The 15,529-nt window shown below is 71.8% G+C and carries 8 protein-coding genes and 1 pseudogene; 5 read left to right on the forward strand and 4 right to left on the reverse strand.

All coding sequences use genetic code 11. The annotated features are described in order from the left end of the window. Window positions 1–56 precede the first annotated feature (56 nt). The gene (locus BLU95_RS10620; protein WP_197698744.1) at window positions 57–860 is read left to right on the forward strand and encodes a class I SAM-dependent methyltransferase; all 804 of its coding nucleotides are present in this window, start codon (window positions 57–59) and stop codon (window positions 858–860) included. 87 nt (window positions 861–947) lie between these two features. Here the strand turns inward: BLU95_RS10620 and BLU95_RS10625 are convergent, their stop codons facing one another. Beyond that, on the reverse strand, window positions 948–1,346 hold the full coding sequence (locus BLU95_RS10625) for a hypothetical protein (protein ID WP_159424845.1): 399 nt from the start codon (window positions 1,344–1,346) through the stop codon (window positions 948–950). Window positions 1,347–1,444: 98 nt separating this feature from the next. Continuing rightward, window positions 1,445–1,843, reverse strand: coding sequence for a RidA family protein (locus BLU95_RS10630; RefSeq protein WP_093859794.1), 399 nt, complete (start codon window positions 1,841–1,843; stop codon window positions 1,445–1,447). Between the two features lie 72 nt (window positions 1,844–1,915). Here BLU95_RS10630 and BLU95_RS45540 point away from each other — a divergent pair. Together BLU95_RS45540 and BLU95_RS45545 are read left to right on the forward strand one after the other, a co-directional pair. Further along, window positions 1,916–2,305: pseudogene (locus tag BLU95_RS45540) on the forward strand (LysR family transcriptional regulator); the annotation flags it as partial. A 112-nt stretch (window positions 2,306–2,417) separates the two neighbouring features. Then, window positions 2,418–2,816 carry a LysR family substrate-binding domain-containing protein gene (locus tag BLU95_RS45545; protein ID WP_353653554.1) on the forward strand — a complete coding sequence of 133 codons (399 nt, stop codon included), beginning with the start codon at window positions 2,418–2,420 and terminating at the stop codon, window positions 2,814–2,816. A gap of 77 nt (window positions 2,817–2,893) precedes the next feature. Here the strand turns inward: BLU95_RS45545 and BLU95_RS10640 are convergent, their stop codons facing one another. Next, the gene (locus BLU95_RS10640) at window positions 2,894–3,661 is read right to left on the reverse strand and encodes a S1 family peptidase (protein ID WP_093864786.1); all 768 of its coding nucleotides are present in this window, start codon (window positions 3,659–3,661) and stop codon (window positions 2,894–2,896) included. Between the two features lie 317 nt (window positions 3,662–3,978). Next, on the reverse strand, window positions 3,979–8,061 hold the full coding sequence (locus tag BLU95_RS10645) for an RICIN domain-containing protein (RefSeq protein WP_093859795.1): 4,083 nt from the start codon (window positions 8,059–8,061) through the stop codon (window positions 3,979–3,981). A gap of 536 nt (window positions 8,062–8,597) precedes the next feature. Between BLU95_RS10645 and BLU95_RS10650 the strand changes: the two genes are divergently transcribed. After that, on the forward strand, window positions 8,598–15,104 hold the full coding sequence (locus BLU95_RS10650; protein ID WP_093859796.1) for a putative adhesin: 6,507 nt from the start codon (window positions 8,598–8,600) through the stop codon (window positions 15,102–15,104). After that, on the forward strand, window positions 15,101–15,511 hold the full coding sequence (locus BLU95_RS10655) for a DUF7919 family protein (RefSeq protein ID WP_093859797.1): 411 nt from the start codon (window positions 15,101–15,103) through the stop codon (window positions 15,509–15,511). Before BLU95_RS10650 ends, BLU95_RS10655 begins: the two co-directional genes overlap by 4 nt. The last annotated feature ends 18 nt before the right edge of the window (window positions 15,512–15,529 follow it).

The following is a 15,529-nucleotide window of genomic DNA, read 5'->3' on the forward strand; positions in this document are numbered from 1 at the left end:
ATGTATCGACTCGATACATCGGACCGATACATCACCACATACCGCAGGGGGCCGCGATGACATTCACCCACGCTCTGACGGACGGTGAACGACATCGCCACAGCTCGTCGTTCGGCGCGGCAGCGGGCGCCTACGCCGAGCACCGGCCGGACTACGCGACCGAGGCCGTGCAGTGGGCGCTCGCGGGGGCACCCGGGCCCCGGGTGCTGGACCTCGGGGCGGGCACCGGGAAGCTCACCGGCACCCTCCTCACTCTGGGTGGACTCGACGTGGTCGCGGTCGAACCCGACGCGGCGATGCTGGCCGAACTGCGGCGCGATCTGCCCTCGGTGCGGGCGCTCCAGGGCAGCGCGGAAACGATTCCGCTCCCGGACGGGTCGGTGGACGCCGTCGTCTCCGGCAACGCGATGCACTGGTTCGACATGGCCGTGGCCGGACCGGAGATCGCCCGCGTGCTCGCACCCGGCGGCGTACTCGCCGGGCTGTGGAACGTCTTCGACGACGGGATCGACTGGGTCGCCGGGCTCGCACGGGTCACCGGCCCGGCCGCCATCGGCCCGCGCGACGTGCCCGCCGCCTGGCGGATCGAGACGGCGCAGCTGCACCTGCCCAGGACCGGCGCGGACAGCCCGTTCCACGCCCCCGAGCAGGCGGAGTTCCCGCACGGCCACCGCAGGACCGCCGAGTCCCTGGTCGCCACGCTCGGCACCAAGGCCGGCGTGCTGGTCATGCCGGCGCAGGAGCGGGCGGAGCTGCTGGCCCGCGCCCGGGCTCACCTCGCAGGCGACCCCGCCACCGCCGAGGGCGAGTTCACCCTCCCCCTGCTCACCAGCGTCCTGCGGGTGCGCACCCGCTCGTGACCAGACGATCGCGCGTGGGAGGTCGGCGGGACCGACTTCCCACGCCGAGGGGAGGCGGACCGGCCAGGAGCGAGGCGCGCCGCAGGCTCAGCAGTACGTCTCGATGAAGAGCAGCACCCGTCCGTCCTCCGCGGTGAACTCGTACGCCTCGTGGATCGGCAGTTCCTCGGCACCGAACCGGGCCCGCGCCTCCGCCCAGGCGGCCGGTCGCTCGGCCGCCTGGAGGAAGCGGGGAAGCCACCGCTCGACCCGGTCCTCGTAGTAGACGCCCATCGACATCACGTCGGCGTCGACGGCGAGCCGTTCGGCCCGGCGAGAGTCCAGCGGGCCGCGGGTGAGCCGCCAGTAGCAGCCGTCGCCATCGGTGAAGCCACGGGCCGCCACCGGCGGAAGGACGGGCGAGCCGCCCATGCTCTCCGCCTCCGGTGACGGCAGGGCCGCCAGCGTCGCGGCGAAGGTCACGGCACGCTGTTGCTTCTTCGACACGCCCACAGGATGTCAGAACCGCTCCGACCGGCCGGCGGTCGAGATCAGCCGGTGGAGTGGGAAGTCGGCCGGGCCGACTTCCCACTCCCCTGCAACGGCTACCGCCCGGCGGCGCGCGGCCGGTAGGCGTCGACCTCGATCTCGATCCGCATCCGCTCGTCCGCCAGACCGGTGACCAGCATGGTCGCCGCCGGACGCACGTCCCCGAAGCAGCGGCGCAGCACCGGCCAGCAGGGCTCGAAGTCCTCGCGCTCGGGCAGCAGGTAGCGCACCCGGACGACGTCCGCGAAGGTGCAGCCCGCCTCCTCGAGGGCCGCGCCGATGTTGCGCAGGCACTGCTCGGCCTGTTCCACCACGTCGTCGGCGATCGTCATCGTCGGGTAGTCGTAGCCGGTGGTGCCGGACACGTGGACATGATCACCGACGACGACCGCGCGGGCGTAGCCGATCTGCTCCTCGAAGGTCGATCCGCTCAGGATCGTGCGTCGCTCAGTCATGCGGCGAACGCTAGGTGGCCTGCGGTGATACGTCCAATACCGCAGAACCCATGGTCTGGTATCCCTGGGGATATGGACCGCCCCGAGCTCCCGCTCCCCCAGTTGCACGCGTTCACCGTGCTCGCCGAGGAACTCCACTTCGGCCGGGCCGCCGCGCGTCTCGGCATCGCCCAGCCGCCGCTGAGCCAGCAGATCGCCCGGTTGGAGGCGAAGGTCGGGCATCCCCTCTTCGTCCGCGGGCCCGGGCGGGTCTCGCTCAGTGCGGCCGGGCGGGAGCTGTTGCCCTCGGCGCAGCGGGCGCTCTCCGGCCTCGCGGACGGGCTGGCCGCGGCGCGGGCGGTGGGGAGCGGGCGGGCGGGGCGGTTGCGGATCGGGTTCTCCGCGTCGCTGGCGCTGACCGTGCTGCCGGGGCTGTTGCGGACGTTCCGGGAGCGGTTGCCGGCGGTCGAGCTGGACATCCGTGAGATGACGACCGCCCCGCAGCTCGCCGCGCTGCACGAGGATGCCGTGGACGTCGGGTTGCTGCGCGAGCCGCCGCCGGCCGGGGAGGAGGGGGCGCTGGGCCTTCCGGACCGTGTTCACCGAGCCGTTCGTCGCCGTGCTGCCCTCGGACCATCGGCTGGCCGCGCGGCGGACGGTGGAGGTGGGCGCGTTGGCGGAGGAGCCGTTCGTGCTGTTCCCCCGATCCGAAGGGCCCGGGCTGTACGACCTGATCACGGAGGTGTGCGGGTCGGTGGGGTTCGCGCCGAGGGTCGTGCAGCACGCGGTGGAGTGGCAGACGGTGTGCGCGCTGGTCGGGGCCGGGCTGGGGGTCTCGCTGGCGCCGGCGGGCATCCGGCGGATCCGGCTGCGGGGTGTCGCGTTCCGGGCGGTCGGGCCGGGAACCGCCCGCTCCCGGGTGGCCGTCGCCTGGCGCCGGGACGATCCGAATCCGCTGGTGGGGCGGTTGCTGGAGGTCGTCGGCGGCGGGTGAACGGCGGCCGGGGCGGACGGCTCGCGCGGTGGGGCCCGTGGGCGGGGCCGTCGGGTGGCGGTCCGGTCAGCCTGCGGTCAGCCCGCGGTCGGCGCGGCGTCGGCGGTGCGGGCCGGGGTGCGGTTGTCCCTCAGGGTCTGCCGGATCCAGCCCTGGTAGGCGGAGGCGTTGGTGTAGAGGCCGGGGCCTTCCGAGCAGGGCACTCCGGGGGCGCCCGGGCCGGAGGTGACGCCGATCAGTTCCCAGCGCCCGCCCCGGCCCTTCTGGATCTGCGGGCCGCCGGAGTCGCCGTGGCAGGCCATGGCCTTGGGCTTGGTGGTGAGCGTGCACAGCCGGGTCGGGTCGGCGAAGCCGGGGGCGCAGTCGGACTCGGCGCCGATCCGGGTGTTGAGCTCCTGGAGCCGCTCGGGGAAGGCGAACTTGCCGTCGACGGTGGTGCCGTAGCCGAGCAGCCGGGTGGCGGTGCCGGGGCGTCCGGGCTCGGCGATCCTGATCGGCCGCTGGGTGACGGGGCGGTCCAGGCGTACGAGCGCGACGTCGTCCTTGTTGGCGGCCGTGCCGGCGCCGTTGACGTAGCCGGGGTGGACGAAGGTGCGGTCGATCCTCCGGACGGTGCCGCCGGTCTTCCGGTGCTCGCTGCCCACCCGGACGATTCCCTCCAGTTCGATGCCCGGGACGGCGATGCAGTGCGCGGCCGTCAGCACCCACTGGGGGTCGATCAGCGAGGCGCCGCAGTTGCCGTCGAAGAGGCCGTAGTCGGGGGCGGACTCCGGGATGGTCGCCATGAACGGGTAACGCTCGGTGGAGTCACCGCCGTTGACGATCGCTCCGGCGCTGCCGGCCATGAGGGTGCCGCAGACGGCGGCGGCCAGGGCGGCGACGGTGGCGGTACGGGCGGCGGTCACGGTACGGGCGGTACGGGCAGTACGGGCGGTGCGGCTGAACACGATTGGTTCCCTTTGCTCGGAATTGCCGATGTGCTCCAGCCTGCTCGACCAAGATCCACCGGACCACGGTGGCAGCCGGTGGACCGACCCTCGGGCCGGCCGGACCGCGCCCGCTGGGGGTATCCCCCGCCCCGGCCGCCGGTGCCGGGAAAGACCCCGGCCCGGGCCTCCGCGAGGAACGCGGAGACCCGGGCCGGGACGAGGCGGACCACCCGTCAGGTGGTGGTCCACTTCTGGTTCGGACCGCCGTTGCAGTCCCAGATCACGAGCCCCGTGCCGTTCTCGGCCCGGCCGCCCGGAATGTCCAGGCACCGGCCGTTCGGCCCGTTGCGGATGGAGCCGTCAGCGGTCAGCTGCCACTGCTGGCTGTTCCCGTCGGTGCCGGGCAGGCAGCTCCAGAGGAGCATGCGGGTGTGGTTCTCGCCGCTGTTCTCGGCGCCCGCGACGCACTTCCCGAACACCCGCAGGGTGCCGTCGGTGTAGAAGGTCAGGTACTGGTTGGCACCGTTCCAGCAGTCGTACACGGTGATCGGCGCTCCGTCGTAGGCGCCGGCGGCGTCGATGCACTTGCGGCGGTCGACCGTGCTGTGGAGCGGGCTCGGCCCGTTGGCCGTGGTGGTCCACCGCTGGTTGGCGCCGCCGTTGCAGCCCCAGAGCACCGGGTCCGTCCCGTTCTCGCCGTTCCACTGCGGGAGGTCCAGGCAGTTGCCCGACGGCGGGTTCTGGATGGAACCGTCACCGCGCAGCTCCCACTTCTGGCCGTCGGTCACCGGGGCGGTCGGGCCGGACGGGCAGGGCTGGACGGTGGTCCGGTTGTCCGCCGCGACGGTGACGCACTTGCCCGCGACCCGCAGGGTCTTGTCGCTGTGGAAGGTGAAGTGCTGCCGGTCGCCGTTCCAGCAGTCCCACAGGGTCAGGCTGTCGCCGTCGTTGGCGCCGCGGGCGTCGAGGCAGCGGCCGGTGAGCGCCGTGTGGACGCTGACGGTCCCGCCCGGGAAGCCGAGGACGGGCTGTCCGGCGAATCCGGTGACCGCGGTGGCGGTGGTGCCGTCGGCGGTCGTTCCGCGCCAGTTGTCGAGTCCGCCGCTGGAGTTGAGGCCCCACAGGTCGGCGATGCCGTCGGCGGCGAGGTCGCCGGAGGATCCGACGGCCGGGTAGACCGCCGGGGTCAGGCCGACGCCGATGGCGTTGTCGGTCACCGGGTTGCCGAAGGCGGCGAGGTCGCCCTTGCCCGCGGCGTTCTTGCGGCTCGGGTACTGGAAGAGCTTGCCGGACTGGCGGTCGCGGGCCCAGAGGTCGGCCAGGCCGTCCCCGGTGGTGTCGCCGGGCGCGATCAGTTCGAGGTCGCGCCAGTCACCGGTGGACAGCAGGACCGGGTAGTCCAGGACGCCGGTGGCGGCGGTGCCGTGGAACAGCCAGAGCTGGGTGCCGCCCTGGCCGTTGTCCTCGACGGTGAGCAGGTCCGTGCGGGTCTTGTCCGGGGCGCCGCCCTCGGCGGAGCCGAGCGCGAGGATCTGCTTCACCCTGCTCCAGTCGCCGGTGTAGGCGGAACCGCACGGCTGCCCGTCGAGGAGCTTGCAGCGCTGGGCCACGGGCCTCCTGACCGCGACCGTGGCGTCCGAGGTGAAGTACTTCGAGGTGGTGGTGAAGGTGCCGGTGGTCAGGGTGTTGCGGTAGAGGGTCAGTTCGCCGTCGCGGTAGGCGTACAGGTCGTCCACGTGGATGCCGTTGCCGCCGCGGTGGGTGACGAGGGTGTCCTTCCAGCCCTTCTTGCGCGGGCTGTTGGCCTTGTCGGAGGCGATGATGCCGGTGGCCCCCGGATCGGTGGCGGCCGGATAGACGCGCAGGTTGTCGTCGGCGTCGGGCAGCAGCAGGTCGACCCGGTCGTCACCGGTGATGTCGCCGAGGACCGTCCTGTCGTTCGGGTCGCTCGGCGCGTAGAAGGTGTAGGTGTTCTCCTGCGAGCGGTTGCCGGCCCGGTCGACCGCCTGGACCCGGAGGATGTTGGTGCCCCACATGGTGGGCGTCAGGTTGAGGACGGCCGAGCCGTCGCCGCCGGCGTTGACCGTGGCCGCGCCACCGACCGGGATGGCCGAGTTGAAGGCGTACTCGTAGTAGAGGATGCCGCTGGCGTTGTCCGTCGCCTGGACGGTGAAGGCCCCGGCCTGGCCGATCACCTTCGAGGAGCCGGGCAGGGTGCCGGACTTCGGGTAGTCGGTGGAGGTGACGGTCGGCACCGACGGCGGGGTGAGGTCCAGGCTGAACATGCAGCCGAAGGCCCAGTCCGAGGGGAGCTCGCCGTCGCCGGCCTGCACCCGCCAGTAGTAGGTGTGGCCGTCCGAGAGGTTGCCGGGCACGACGGCGGCCTCGTGATTGCTGTTGCCGAGATTGCCCCAGCCGCTGCCCCAGGCGACCGGCTCGCCGGCCACACCGGCGTCGCGGACCTCGAACTGGGCGTCGGTCTGGTTGCCGTCCGGGTCGCCGACCCAGGCCGACAGCCGGATGCCGGTGGCGGCGTTGGTGGCGCCGATCCAGCCGCAGCCGTTGCCGTTGGCGTTCACCGGGGTCGGGCTCATGCCCAGGCTCCACGGCTTGTTCGGGGCGCGGTTGTACTCGACGTAGATGTACGGCAGCTTGCTCGGGGTGCGGGTGAACCGCTTGAAGGCGATGTTGCCGGCCTGCTTGGACTCGTTGGCAGAGAACAGCGCGAAGGTGAGGGAGCCGCGCCAGTTGTTGTCGGTCAGGTGCTGGCGGATGTCCCACTCACCGGTGGTGGTGGCGCCGCGGCAGCCGTCGCCGCCGGCGCTGTTGAGGTTGAACGTGCCGAGCGCGCCCCAGTCCCAGGGCTGCTTGCCCCACGAGGTGGTGTTGTCGATGGGGTGCGTGGGATGCAGCACGACACCGAACTCGGAGGCGCAGTTGTTGGCCGCGCCGTAGGACTGGGTGGCCACCACGTTGGCCTTGCGGATGGCCTTGTCACCCAGGTCGCTGCTGTCGATCTGGAAGTAGTAGCGCTCCAGGCCCTTCTTGACCTGCCACTGCTGGTAACCGACGCCGGGGTCGTACTGGTCGCCGTAGTCGTCGTAGTGGGTCTTGTCCGGGTACGCCTCCTGGACCCAGGTCCAGTGCTGGGTGCCGCGGCTGGTGGGGGTCCAGGTCGGGTCGATGTAGACCGGGTAGGTGGTCGTCGGCGCGTCGAGGAACGCGGTGTCCGGGGTGATGGTCAGCGAGGTGGCGGCCGGGGTGGCCGCCAGCTGGGAGACCTTGGCGGCGGCGCCGGGGCCGGCCGCGTCCGAGTGGGTCTTCAGACCGTCGGAGTCGGCGGGGGCGGGGGCCTCGGGGGCGGAGGCGGCGGGCTCGGGGGCGGCGTCCCCGGCCGGTGCCGCTGCCGGTGCCGCTGCCGGTGCGGCGACCGCGCGGAGGCCGGCCTTCGCCGCTGCGGGCGCGGCCGACGCTGCGGGCACGGTCGGCGCGGCGGGCACGGCCGGCGCGGCGGTGCTGGAGTCCCACATGGTGGGCGCCGGCGCGCGGAAGACCACCCGGCCTCCGGCGTCGGTGGCGTTGAGGTTGCCCCCGGCGTCGGCGGCGACCGAGACGCCGTCGGCCTTCATGCCGAGGGTGAGGTCCTTGATCCTGGGGTTCTTCGCGGCCTCCGGGGTCTTGACCACCAGGACCTGGGTGAAGCCGCCCGCCTGGTTCGCGGTGACCTTCAGGTCGACGCCGGGAGCGACCTCGGGATAGGTGGCGGTCTCGCCGTCCAGCGCGGGCGCCGGAAGGGTTCCGGGCCAGCTCAGGGCGAGCTTCTTGCCGTCCTGGTCGAGTGTGGCGAGCGGCCCGGATCCACCGCCGGAGAGGGTGAGGCGGTTGCTGGTCACCTTGGGGACGACGGTGCCGTCGGCGCCCCGGGCGAGGGTCGCGTCCAGGTCCTTCCAGGCCCCGTCCTGCTGCTTGGCGCGCGCGGGGGCGACGGTGCGCCGCAGGCCGAGCGTGCCGTTCGGGTTGGCGACCACGGTGTCGGTCTCGGTGGTCAGGGCCGGGATCCCGACCGGTTTGCCGGTGCGCTTCGCCTCGGCCAGGGCCGCGCTCTCGGCGGAGCGGTGCTCTGCGTCGGCGGCCTGGGCGGCGGCGGTGCGGTCCGCGCCCGGGGCGACCGTTCCGGGCGCGGGCGAGCCGGAAGCGGTCGCGCCGGGAGCCGTCGCGCCGGGCGCGGGCGCGGTCGCTCCGGTCGCGGCCAGTGCGGGTGCGGTGGAACCGAGCGCGCCGACGGTCAGTACGAGGCCGATCGATGCGGCGAGCACCGATCTGCGTCGACGACCGTAGTGGGGGGATATCGACCCCATTGGTAAACCCCTCGTCAAGTGATGAGCGCCGTGCGGATATCGGCGAACGGGAACTTAACACCCGTCGGCAACATTCGATCTGACGGGGGATCTACACCGGTGTGACGCGGCTCACGGACAACAGCTCTCTGTGACTGCTCCGTTGCCCCTGGCGGATCGTGCGCCTGCGCTCGGTAGTGGATCTTCAGGAATCCAGGACAGCAATGGAGGCAAAACGCCCACCATCCATTGACGCTCCGCAGTTTCCTGGACGGCGGCCGACTTCACCTAGGTTCGCCATCGGTCGGTATAGGCCAGGTAACCGATGGATCAACCTATCTGACGAGGGTTAGGCTCCGCGCGCAATTATCTCTGTTCAGCGGACCTTCCGGTCGGAAGGTCTGCTTCGGCGTGCCAGGGGGCAAGTCGTGTCGTCATCATCAGGGGGATTCCGCGCCGGCGGGCGGTCACGGGGAAGACGACGGCTCAGCACCGTCGCCGTCCTCGTACTGTCGATGCTCGCCGGCGTCGGACCCGCCAACGCGGCGGAGTGGAAGCCGCGCAATCCCAAGGTCTGGTCGCCGCGCGACCTCGATCCGGTCCCGACGGTCGGCGGCAGGAACGCCGCCCCCGTCAAGCCCACGCCGCCCAAGGGCGACGGCGCCCCCGCCTGGCGGGCCAAGCCCGTCAGCTGGCCGGCCGCGGTGGACACCGAGGTCGACCTCGCGCCGAAGAGCGCGACGCCGAACAGTGTCCGGGAATCGGCCTTCGCCGCCGCCCCGGCGGCCGTGCCGGCCGGTGGCCGTGCGGGCGAGGCACCGGTCTGGGTGAGCTCGCCGGCCGTGGCGGCCGTCGCCGAGGCGCCCGGGCTGCTGGGCGCCCGGACGGCTCCCGCCGCGCAGAAGGTCCGGGTCACCGTCGCGGACCGGTCGGCCGCCGAGAAGGCGGGCGTCAACGGCCTGCTGCTGTCGGTCCGTCCGTCCGCCTCCGGTGCCGGTGCCGGTGCTCCGGTCAAGGTCGACGTGGACGTGTCCTCGGTCGAGGGCGCGTTCGGCGGTGACTGGCTCTCCCGGGCCCGTCTGGTGGCGCTGCCCGAGTGCGTGCTGACCACCCCCGAACAGCCCGAGTGCCGCACCCAGACACCGGTCGAGACGCGCCGCAGCCAGGCCCGGCCCGGCCTGCTGAGCACCGACATCGAGCTCGGGGCGGCGTCGGCGCAGGCCGCGTCCGCCGTCGGCGAGCTCTCCGCGGCCCGCTCGGCGGCCTCCGGCGCCTCGGGCGGGACGGTGCTGGCCGCGTCGGCCGCCCCCGGCGGCCCCGCGGGCACCTTCGGCGCGACCGGCCTCGCCCCCTCGGGCACCTGGAGCGTCGGCGGCAACACCGGCGGCTTCAACTGGTCCTACCCGATCGCCGTCCCGGACGGCCTGGGCGGCTCCAAGCCGAACGTCAGCCTGTCGTACAGCTCGCAGGCGGTGGACGGCCGGACGGCCGCGACCAACAACCAGTCCTCCTGGATCGGTGAGGGCTGGGACTACACCCCCGGCTTCGTCGAGCGGCGTTTCAAGCCGTGCGCCAAGGACGGCCAGGCCGGCTCCGGTGAGCAGTGCCTGTCCGGCTGGAACGCGACGATCTCGCTGAACGGACGCTCCTCGACGCTGGTCCGCGACGACGGCACCGGCACCTGGCGGCTGGAGGGCGACGACGCCTCCCGCGTCGAGCTGCTGACCGGCGCCACCAACGGCGACAACAACGGCGAGCACTGGCGGGTCACCACGACCGACGGCACCCAGTACTGGTTCGGTGTCGGCCGCAAGCCCGGCGCGGGAGCGGGCTCACCGGCCACCAACTCGGCCTGGACCACCCCGGTGTACGGCAACAACGCCGGTGAGGAGTGCAACAAGTCGACCTTCGACGCCTCCTGGTGCGACCAGGCCTGGCGCTGGAACCTCGACTTCGTCGTGGACCCGCGGGGCGGAGTGATCTCGCACTGGTACGAGAAGGAGACCAACCAGTACATGCGGGGCGTCTCCGCCCAGAACCCGTCCGGCACCCGCACCCCGTACGTGCGCGGCGGCTACCTGACCCGGATCGCCTACGGCTCCCGGCTCACCGACGCGGACAGCGTCAAGCCGACCGGCCAGGTGCTGTTCGACACCGCCGAGCGCTGCCTGCCCGACGCCGGCTTCGACTGCGCGCCCGGCAAGCTGAACAGTGCCAACTCGGGCAAGTGGCCGGACGTGCCGTTCGACCAGAACTGCGGCGCCACCGGCACCTGCACCAACTACTCCGCCACCTTCTGGTCCACCAAGCGCCTGACGAAGATCACCACCCAGGTCCTCAACGGCGGCGGCTACGCCGACGTCGACTCCTACGCGCTCGACCAGGAGTACCCGGACCCGGGCGACCGCACCGCCCCGGCGCTGTGGCTGAAGTCGTTCACCCACACCGGGTACGACGGCGCCGACAAGATCGTGCAGCCCGCCATCACCTTCACCGGGCAGTTCTACAACAACCGCGTCGACTCCAGCACCGACGGCCGCCCCGCGCTCAACCGGCGCCGCATCATCGGCGTGACCGCCGAGACCGGCATGGTGACCGAGGCCGTCTACGCCGGGACCGACTGCGCTCCCGGCGCGCTCCCGGGCAGCCAGGACGGCAACGGCAAGCGCTGCTACCCGGTCTACTGGAACGCCGACGAGAAGAGCCCGCTCGACCCCAGCCTCGACTGGTTCCACAAGTACGTCGTCGCCCAGGTCAACGAGCGCGACCCGTTCGGCGGCTCGCCCGCCCGCACCACCACGTACCAGTACGTGGGTGACGCGGCCTGGCACCGCGACGACGACGAGTACACCGACCCCAAGCGCCGGACCTGGAACCAGTTCCGGGGCTACGAGCAGGTCGTCACCCGCAGCGGCGCGGCCCCCGACCCGATCGGCAAGGCCGTCGCGTTCTACCTGCGCGGCATGGACGGCGACTACAAGGCCGACGGCAGCAGGCGCAACGCCACCTACACCGACATCAACGGCGCCACCGTCAAGGACGCCAACCCGCTGGCCGGCTCGCTGCGCGAACGCCACACCTACACCGCCGACAACGGCACGGTCGTGGCGATCACCAAGTCCGACATGTGGCTGTCGGCTCCCACCGCCACCCACAACCGCGGCACCGGACTGCCCCCGCTGACCGCGCAGATGATGCGCAACGGCACGGGCAAGGACAGCGCGCTGCGCTCCGACGGATCGTGGCAGTCGACCTCGAAGACCGCGGTCTTCGACGAGTACGGCATGCCCAAGCGGGTCGTGGACCGCGCGGACGGCCTGCCCGACCTGTGCGTGGCCACGAAGTACGCCCGCAACACCGCGACCTGGACGCTCGACCGGGTCGCCGAGACGATCCAGGGCCGGGGCGACTGCGCCACCGACCCGACCGAGGCCGACACCCTCGGGCGCAACCGCGCCTTCTACGACGGCCAGGCCTCCGGGGTGCTCAACGGCCCCGGTCAGGTGACCCGGACCGAGGAGCTGGACGGTTTCTCCGGCGGGCAGCCGGTGTTCTCCCTGGTCTCCACGGTCGGCTACGACGCCTACGGCCGGGTCACCACCAGCACCGACGCCGCCGGGGCGACCACCACCACCGAGTACCAGCCGGCCGCCAACGCGCTGCCGACCAGCGTCAAGGTGACCAACCCCAAGGGCTGGAGCAGCACCACCACCTTCCACCCGACCCGTGAGGTCCCGGTCAAGTCGGTCGACCACAACGGCCGGACCTCGCAGCAGACCGTCGACGCCCTCGGCCGCACCACGGCCGCCTGGCAGCCCGGTCGCACCCCCGGCACCGACCTCGCCGACAGCCTGACCGAGTACCAGCTGTCCAACACCGGCACCAGCTCGGTCACCACCAGGAAGCTGCGCGAGAGCGGCCAGAGCTACACCGTCGGCGTCACCATCCTGAACGCCTTCGGCGAGCCGGTCCAGAGCCAGAGCTCCCCGGCCAACGACGCCGCCGGCACCCGGATCGTCAGCGACACCTTCTACAACAGCCACGGCCAGGTGGTGAAGACCAACCAGCCGTACATCAGCCGCACCGGCGATCCCGGCACCACCCGCTTCGTCGCCAACGACAACGAAGTCCCCGGCCAGAGCGCCTCGTTCTACGACGGCCTCGGCCGCCCGGTCGTCCAGACCTTCTCGTCCAAGGCGATCGAGCAGTGGCGCTCGACCGTCTCCTACCCGGGTGTGGACCGCACCGACGCCACCCCGCCCCAGGGCGACATCCCGACCAGCACCCTGGTCGACTCCCGCGGGCGCACCACCGAACTGCGGCAGTACAAGAACGGCACGACGCAGGGCGCCTACGACGCCACGCGCTACACGTACGACGTCGAGGGCAAGCTCAGCCAGGTCACCGACACGGTCGGCAACGCCTGGAAGTACGGCTACGACGTCCACGGCCGCCAGACCCGGTCGGAGGACCCGGACAAGGGCACCATCACCACGGTCTACGACGCCGCCGACCGCCCGGTCTCCACGACCGACGCCCGCGGCACCACCGTCGCCGTCAGCTACGACATCCTCGGCCGGCCGCTGTCGCGCAACCTCGGCAGCACCACCGGCACCCCGCTGGCCACCTACGAGTACGACACCCTGCTGCCCGGCCTGCCCACGGCCGCGACCAGCTGGTCCGACGGCAAGGGCTACCGCCAGGAGGTCACCGGCTACAACACCGCCTACCAGGCGACCGGCACCCGGCTCACCGTCCCGGACGGCGAGGGCGCCCTCTCCGGCAGCTACGCCAACGAGACCAGCTACGACCCGATCTCCGGCCTGGCCGTCCTGACCGACATGGGCGCGGCGGGCCCGCTGCCGGCCGAGACGGTGTACCTCGGCCGCAACCCCAACGGCCTGCTGAGGTCGATGGGTTCCTCGCTCGGCGACGACTTCGTCAACTTCACCGTCTACGACGACCTCGGCCAGCTCCAGCGGATCACCTACGGCGACGTCCCCAAGCAGGTCGCGCTCACCCACACCTACCAGCCCGGCACGGGCCGCCTGCTGCGCTCCCTGCTGGACAAGGAGGACGGCCGGACGTCGGTCGACGTCACCGACTACACCTACAGCCCGGCCGGTGACGTCACCTCCGTCTCCACCTGGCGCAACGACGGCGCCACCGACACCCAGTGCTTCACCTACGACCACCTGAAGCGCCTCACCCAGGCCTGGACGGACACCGGTGGCACCACCACCCGGCCCGACCCGTCCGTGCCCGGCGTCGGCGGCTGCACCAACACCACTCCCGGCCCCGCCGCCCTCGGCGGCCCGGCGCCCTACTGGCAGTCCTTCGGCTACGACGCCACCGGCAACCGCACCGGCACGGTCGACCACGACCCCACCGGCAACACCGCCAAGGACGTCACCGCCACCCACACCTACCCGGCCCCCGGCCAGCCCCGGCCGCACGCCCCGACCAGCACCCGGACCACCACCGGCAACGGCCCGACCGTCACCACCGGTTACACCTACGACAAGACCGGCAACACCCTCACCCGCCCCGACCAGGGCGGCAACACCCAGACCATGACCTGGGACCCGGACGGCCACCTGGCCACCGCCGCCACCAGCGGCGGCACCTCCACCTATGTCTACGACGCCGACGGCAACCGCCTGCTGCGCCGCGACCCGGGCAGCACCACGCTCTACCTCGGCAGCACCGAGCTGACCCTCAACACCGCCACCGGCCAGGTCAGCGGCACCCGGTACTACCCGACCCCCGGCGGCCCGACCATCGCCCGCACCTCGGACGGACGGCTCAGCTACATCGCCTCCGACCTCAACGGCACGGGCACGACGGCGATCGACACCACCTCGCTCGGGATCACCCGGCGTGCGTTCAAGCCCTTCGGCGAGGAGCGCGGCGCCCAGCCGTCCCCCGGCGAGTGGCTCGGCGAGAAGGGCTTCGTCGGCGGCACCCAGGACAAGGCCACCGGCCTGACCCACCTGGGCGCCCGCGAGTACGACCCCAAGCTCGGCCGCTTCCTGTCGGTCGACCCGGTCATCGACACCAGCGACCCGCAGCAGCTGCAGGGCTACCTGTACGCCAACAACAGCCCGCTGACGTTCTCGGACCCGAGCGGTCTGTGGTGGGGCTCCAGCATCGTCAAGAAGGCGACGCAGGCGGTCAGCAAAGCCGTCGACGTGGTCAAGGAGAACTACAGCACCATCTCCAACATCGGCCACACCGTCCTGGACGTGGCCGGCATGATCCCGGTGATCGGTGACGCCTGCGACATCGTCAACGGCGTCTGGTACGCGGCCGAGGGCGACTGGAAGAACGCGGCCATGTCCCTGGTCGCCGTCGTCCCGGTGATCGGCAGCGCCGCCACCGCGGCCCGCATCGCCTCCAAGGCCTCCAAGGCCCTCGACACCGTCAGCGGTGTGGCCAAGGCCGTCGAACGCGGCAGCGAGGCGGCGAAGAGCGTCCGCGGCGCCGCCAATGCCTCGTCGAATGCGGCGTCCGTGTCGCGAGCTGCCAAGAAGTCCGGGCCGTCTCCCGGAGCCTCGAAGGCGAGTGGCGGAAAGACGCCCCCCCGGAACAACGGGGTGTCGAACAGCGGCGCCCGCGCCAAGGCAGGGCCCGGCAAGGGAAATGCGGCGGTATGGAACCAACGGGGACGTCCCGACAAGCAGAAGGTCATCGCCGGACACGGCGCCTACATCAAGGGATCGGGTGAGGTCGATGTGCCCAAGGGCACCACGCTGAAGTTCTACGTCAAGGACGGCGAGAAGCTCGATCAGATCGACGGGCTGAACGTGGAGCTGGGAGGGTTCCCGCAGCCGAAGGTCCAGGAGACCATCAAGGGAGGGAACGGGGCCAAGGTGCAGGACTACACTGTGTTCCCGGGCCCCGACATGGAGATGTCCGTCAAATCGATCACGGTGAGCGAGGCGATGCGGCTCAGCGAAATCCTGAAGGAGAACATGGGCGTCGTGCACGTTGCCATCTGCAGAAGTTGGGCGGACTCGTGACCTACTACCCGGACGGATCGCCCTACACCTACCACCAGCCCGCCGAGGGAATGGTGAACATCGGCTGGCTGGACAGGTCTCATGCGTACCAGCAGGGCGAGGTGGCCGACGAGGTCGTGGACGGCCTGCTGAGACTGGTCACCAGGCCTGACAACCAAACGCGGGGCCTGCACGAGTGCCACTTCTGCGGTGTGATCTTCCTGACGGTGGACAACCCGCACGCCAAGAACGGCACCAGCTTGCTGGGGAGCGCGGAGATCCATGTCCGAGGTTCCTCGGACGGCACCGTCTTCGTGGCGCCGACCCTGGTGATCCACTACATCGTCGAGCACCAGTACCAGCCGCCGGACGAGTTCCTGGACGCCGTTGAAGTCGAGGTACGAAGGAGGTCCGGCGAGCAGGTCTGACGGACCGCTCGTTCTGAC

The sequence above is a fragment of the Streptomyces sp. TLI_053 genome (assembly GCF_900105395.1).
GTDB lineage: Bacteria > Actinomycetota > Actinomycetes > Streptomycetales > Streptomycetaceae > Kitasatospora.

Bases quoted from the DNA above. Each gene is read 5' to 3' on its own strand.
- BLU95_RS10620 (WP_197698744.1), top strand. From the start codon at position 57: ATGACATTCACCCACGCTCTGACGGACGGTGAACGACATCGCCACAGC.
- BLU95_RS10640 (WP_093864786.1), bottom strand. From the start codon at position 3,661: ATGGCCGGCAGCGCCGGAGCGATCGTCAACGGCGGTGACTCCACCGAG.
- BLU95_RS10630 (WP_093859794.1), bottom strand. From the start codon at position 1,843: ATGACTGAGCGACGCACGATCCTGAGCGGATCGACCTTCGAGGAGCAG.
- BLU95_RS10650 (WP_093859796.1), top strand. From the start codon at position 8,598: ATGCTCGCCGGCGTCGGACCCGCCAACGCGGCGGAGTGGAAGCCGCGC.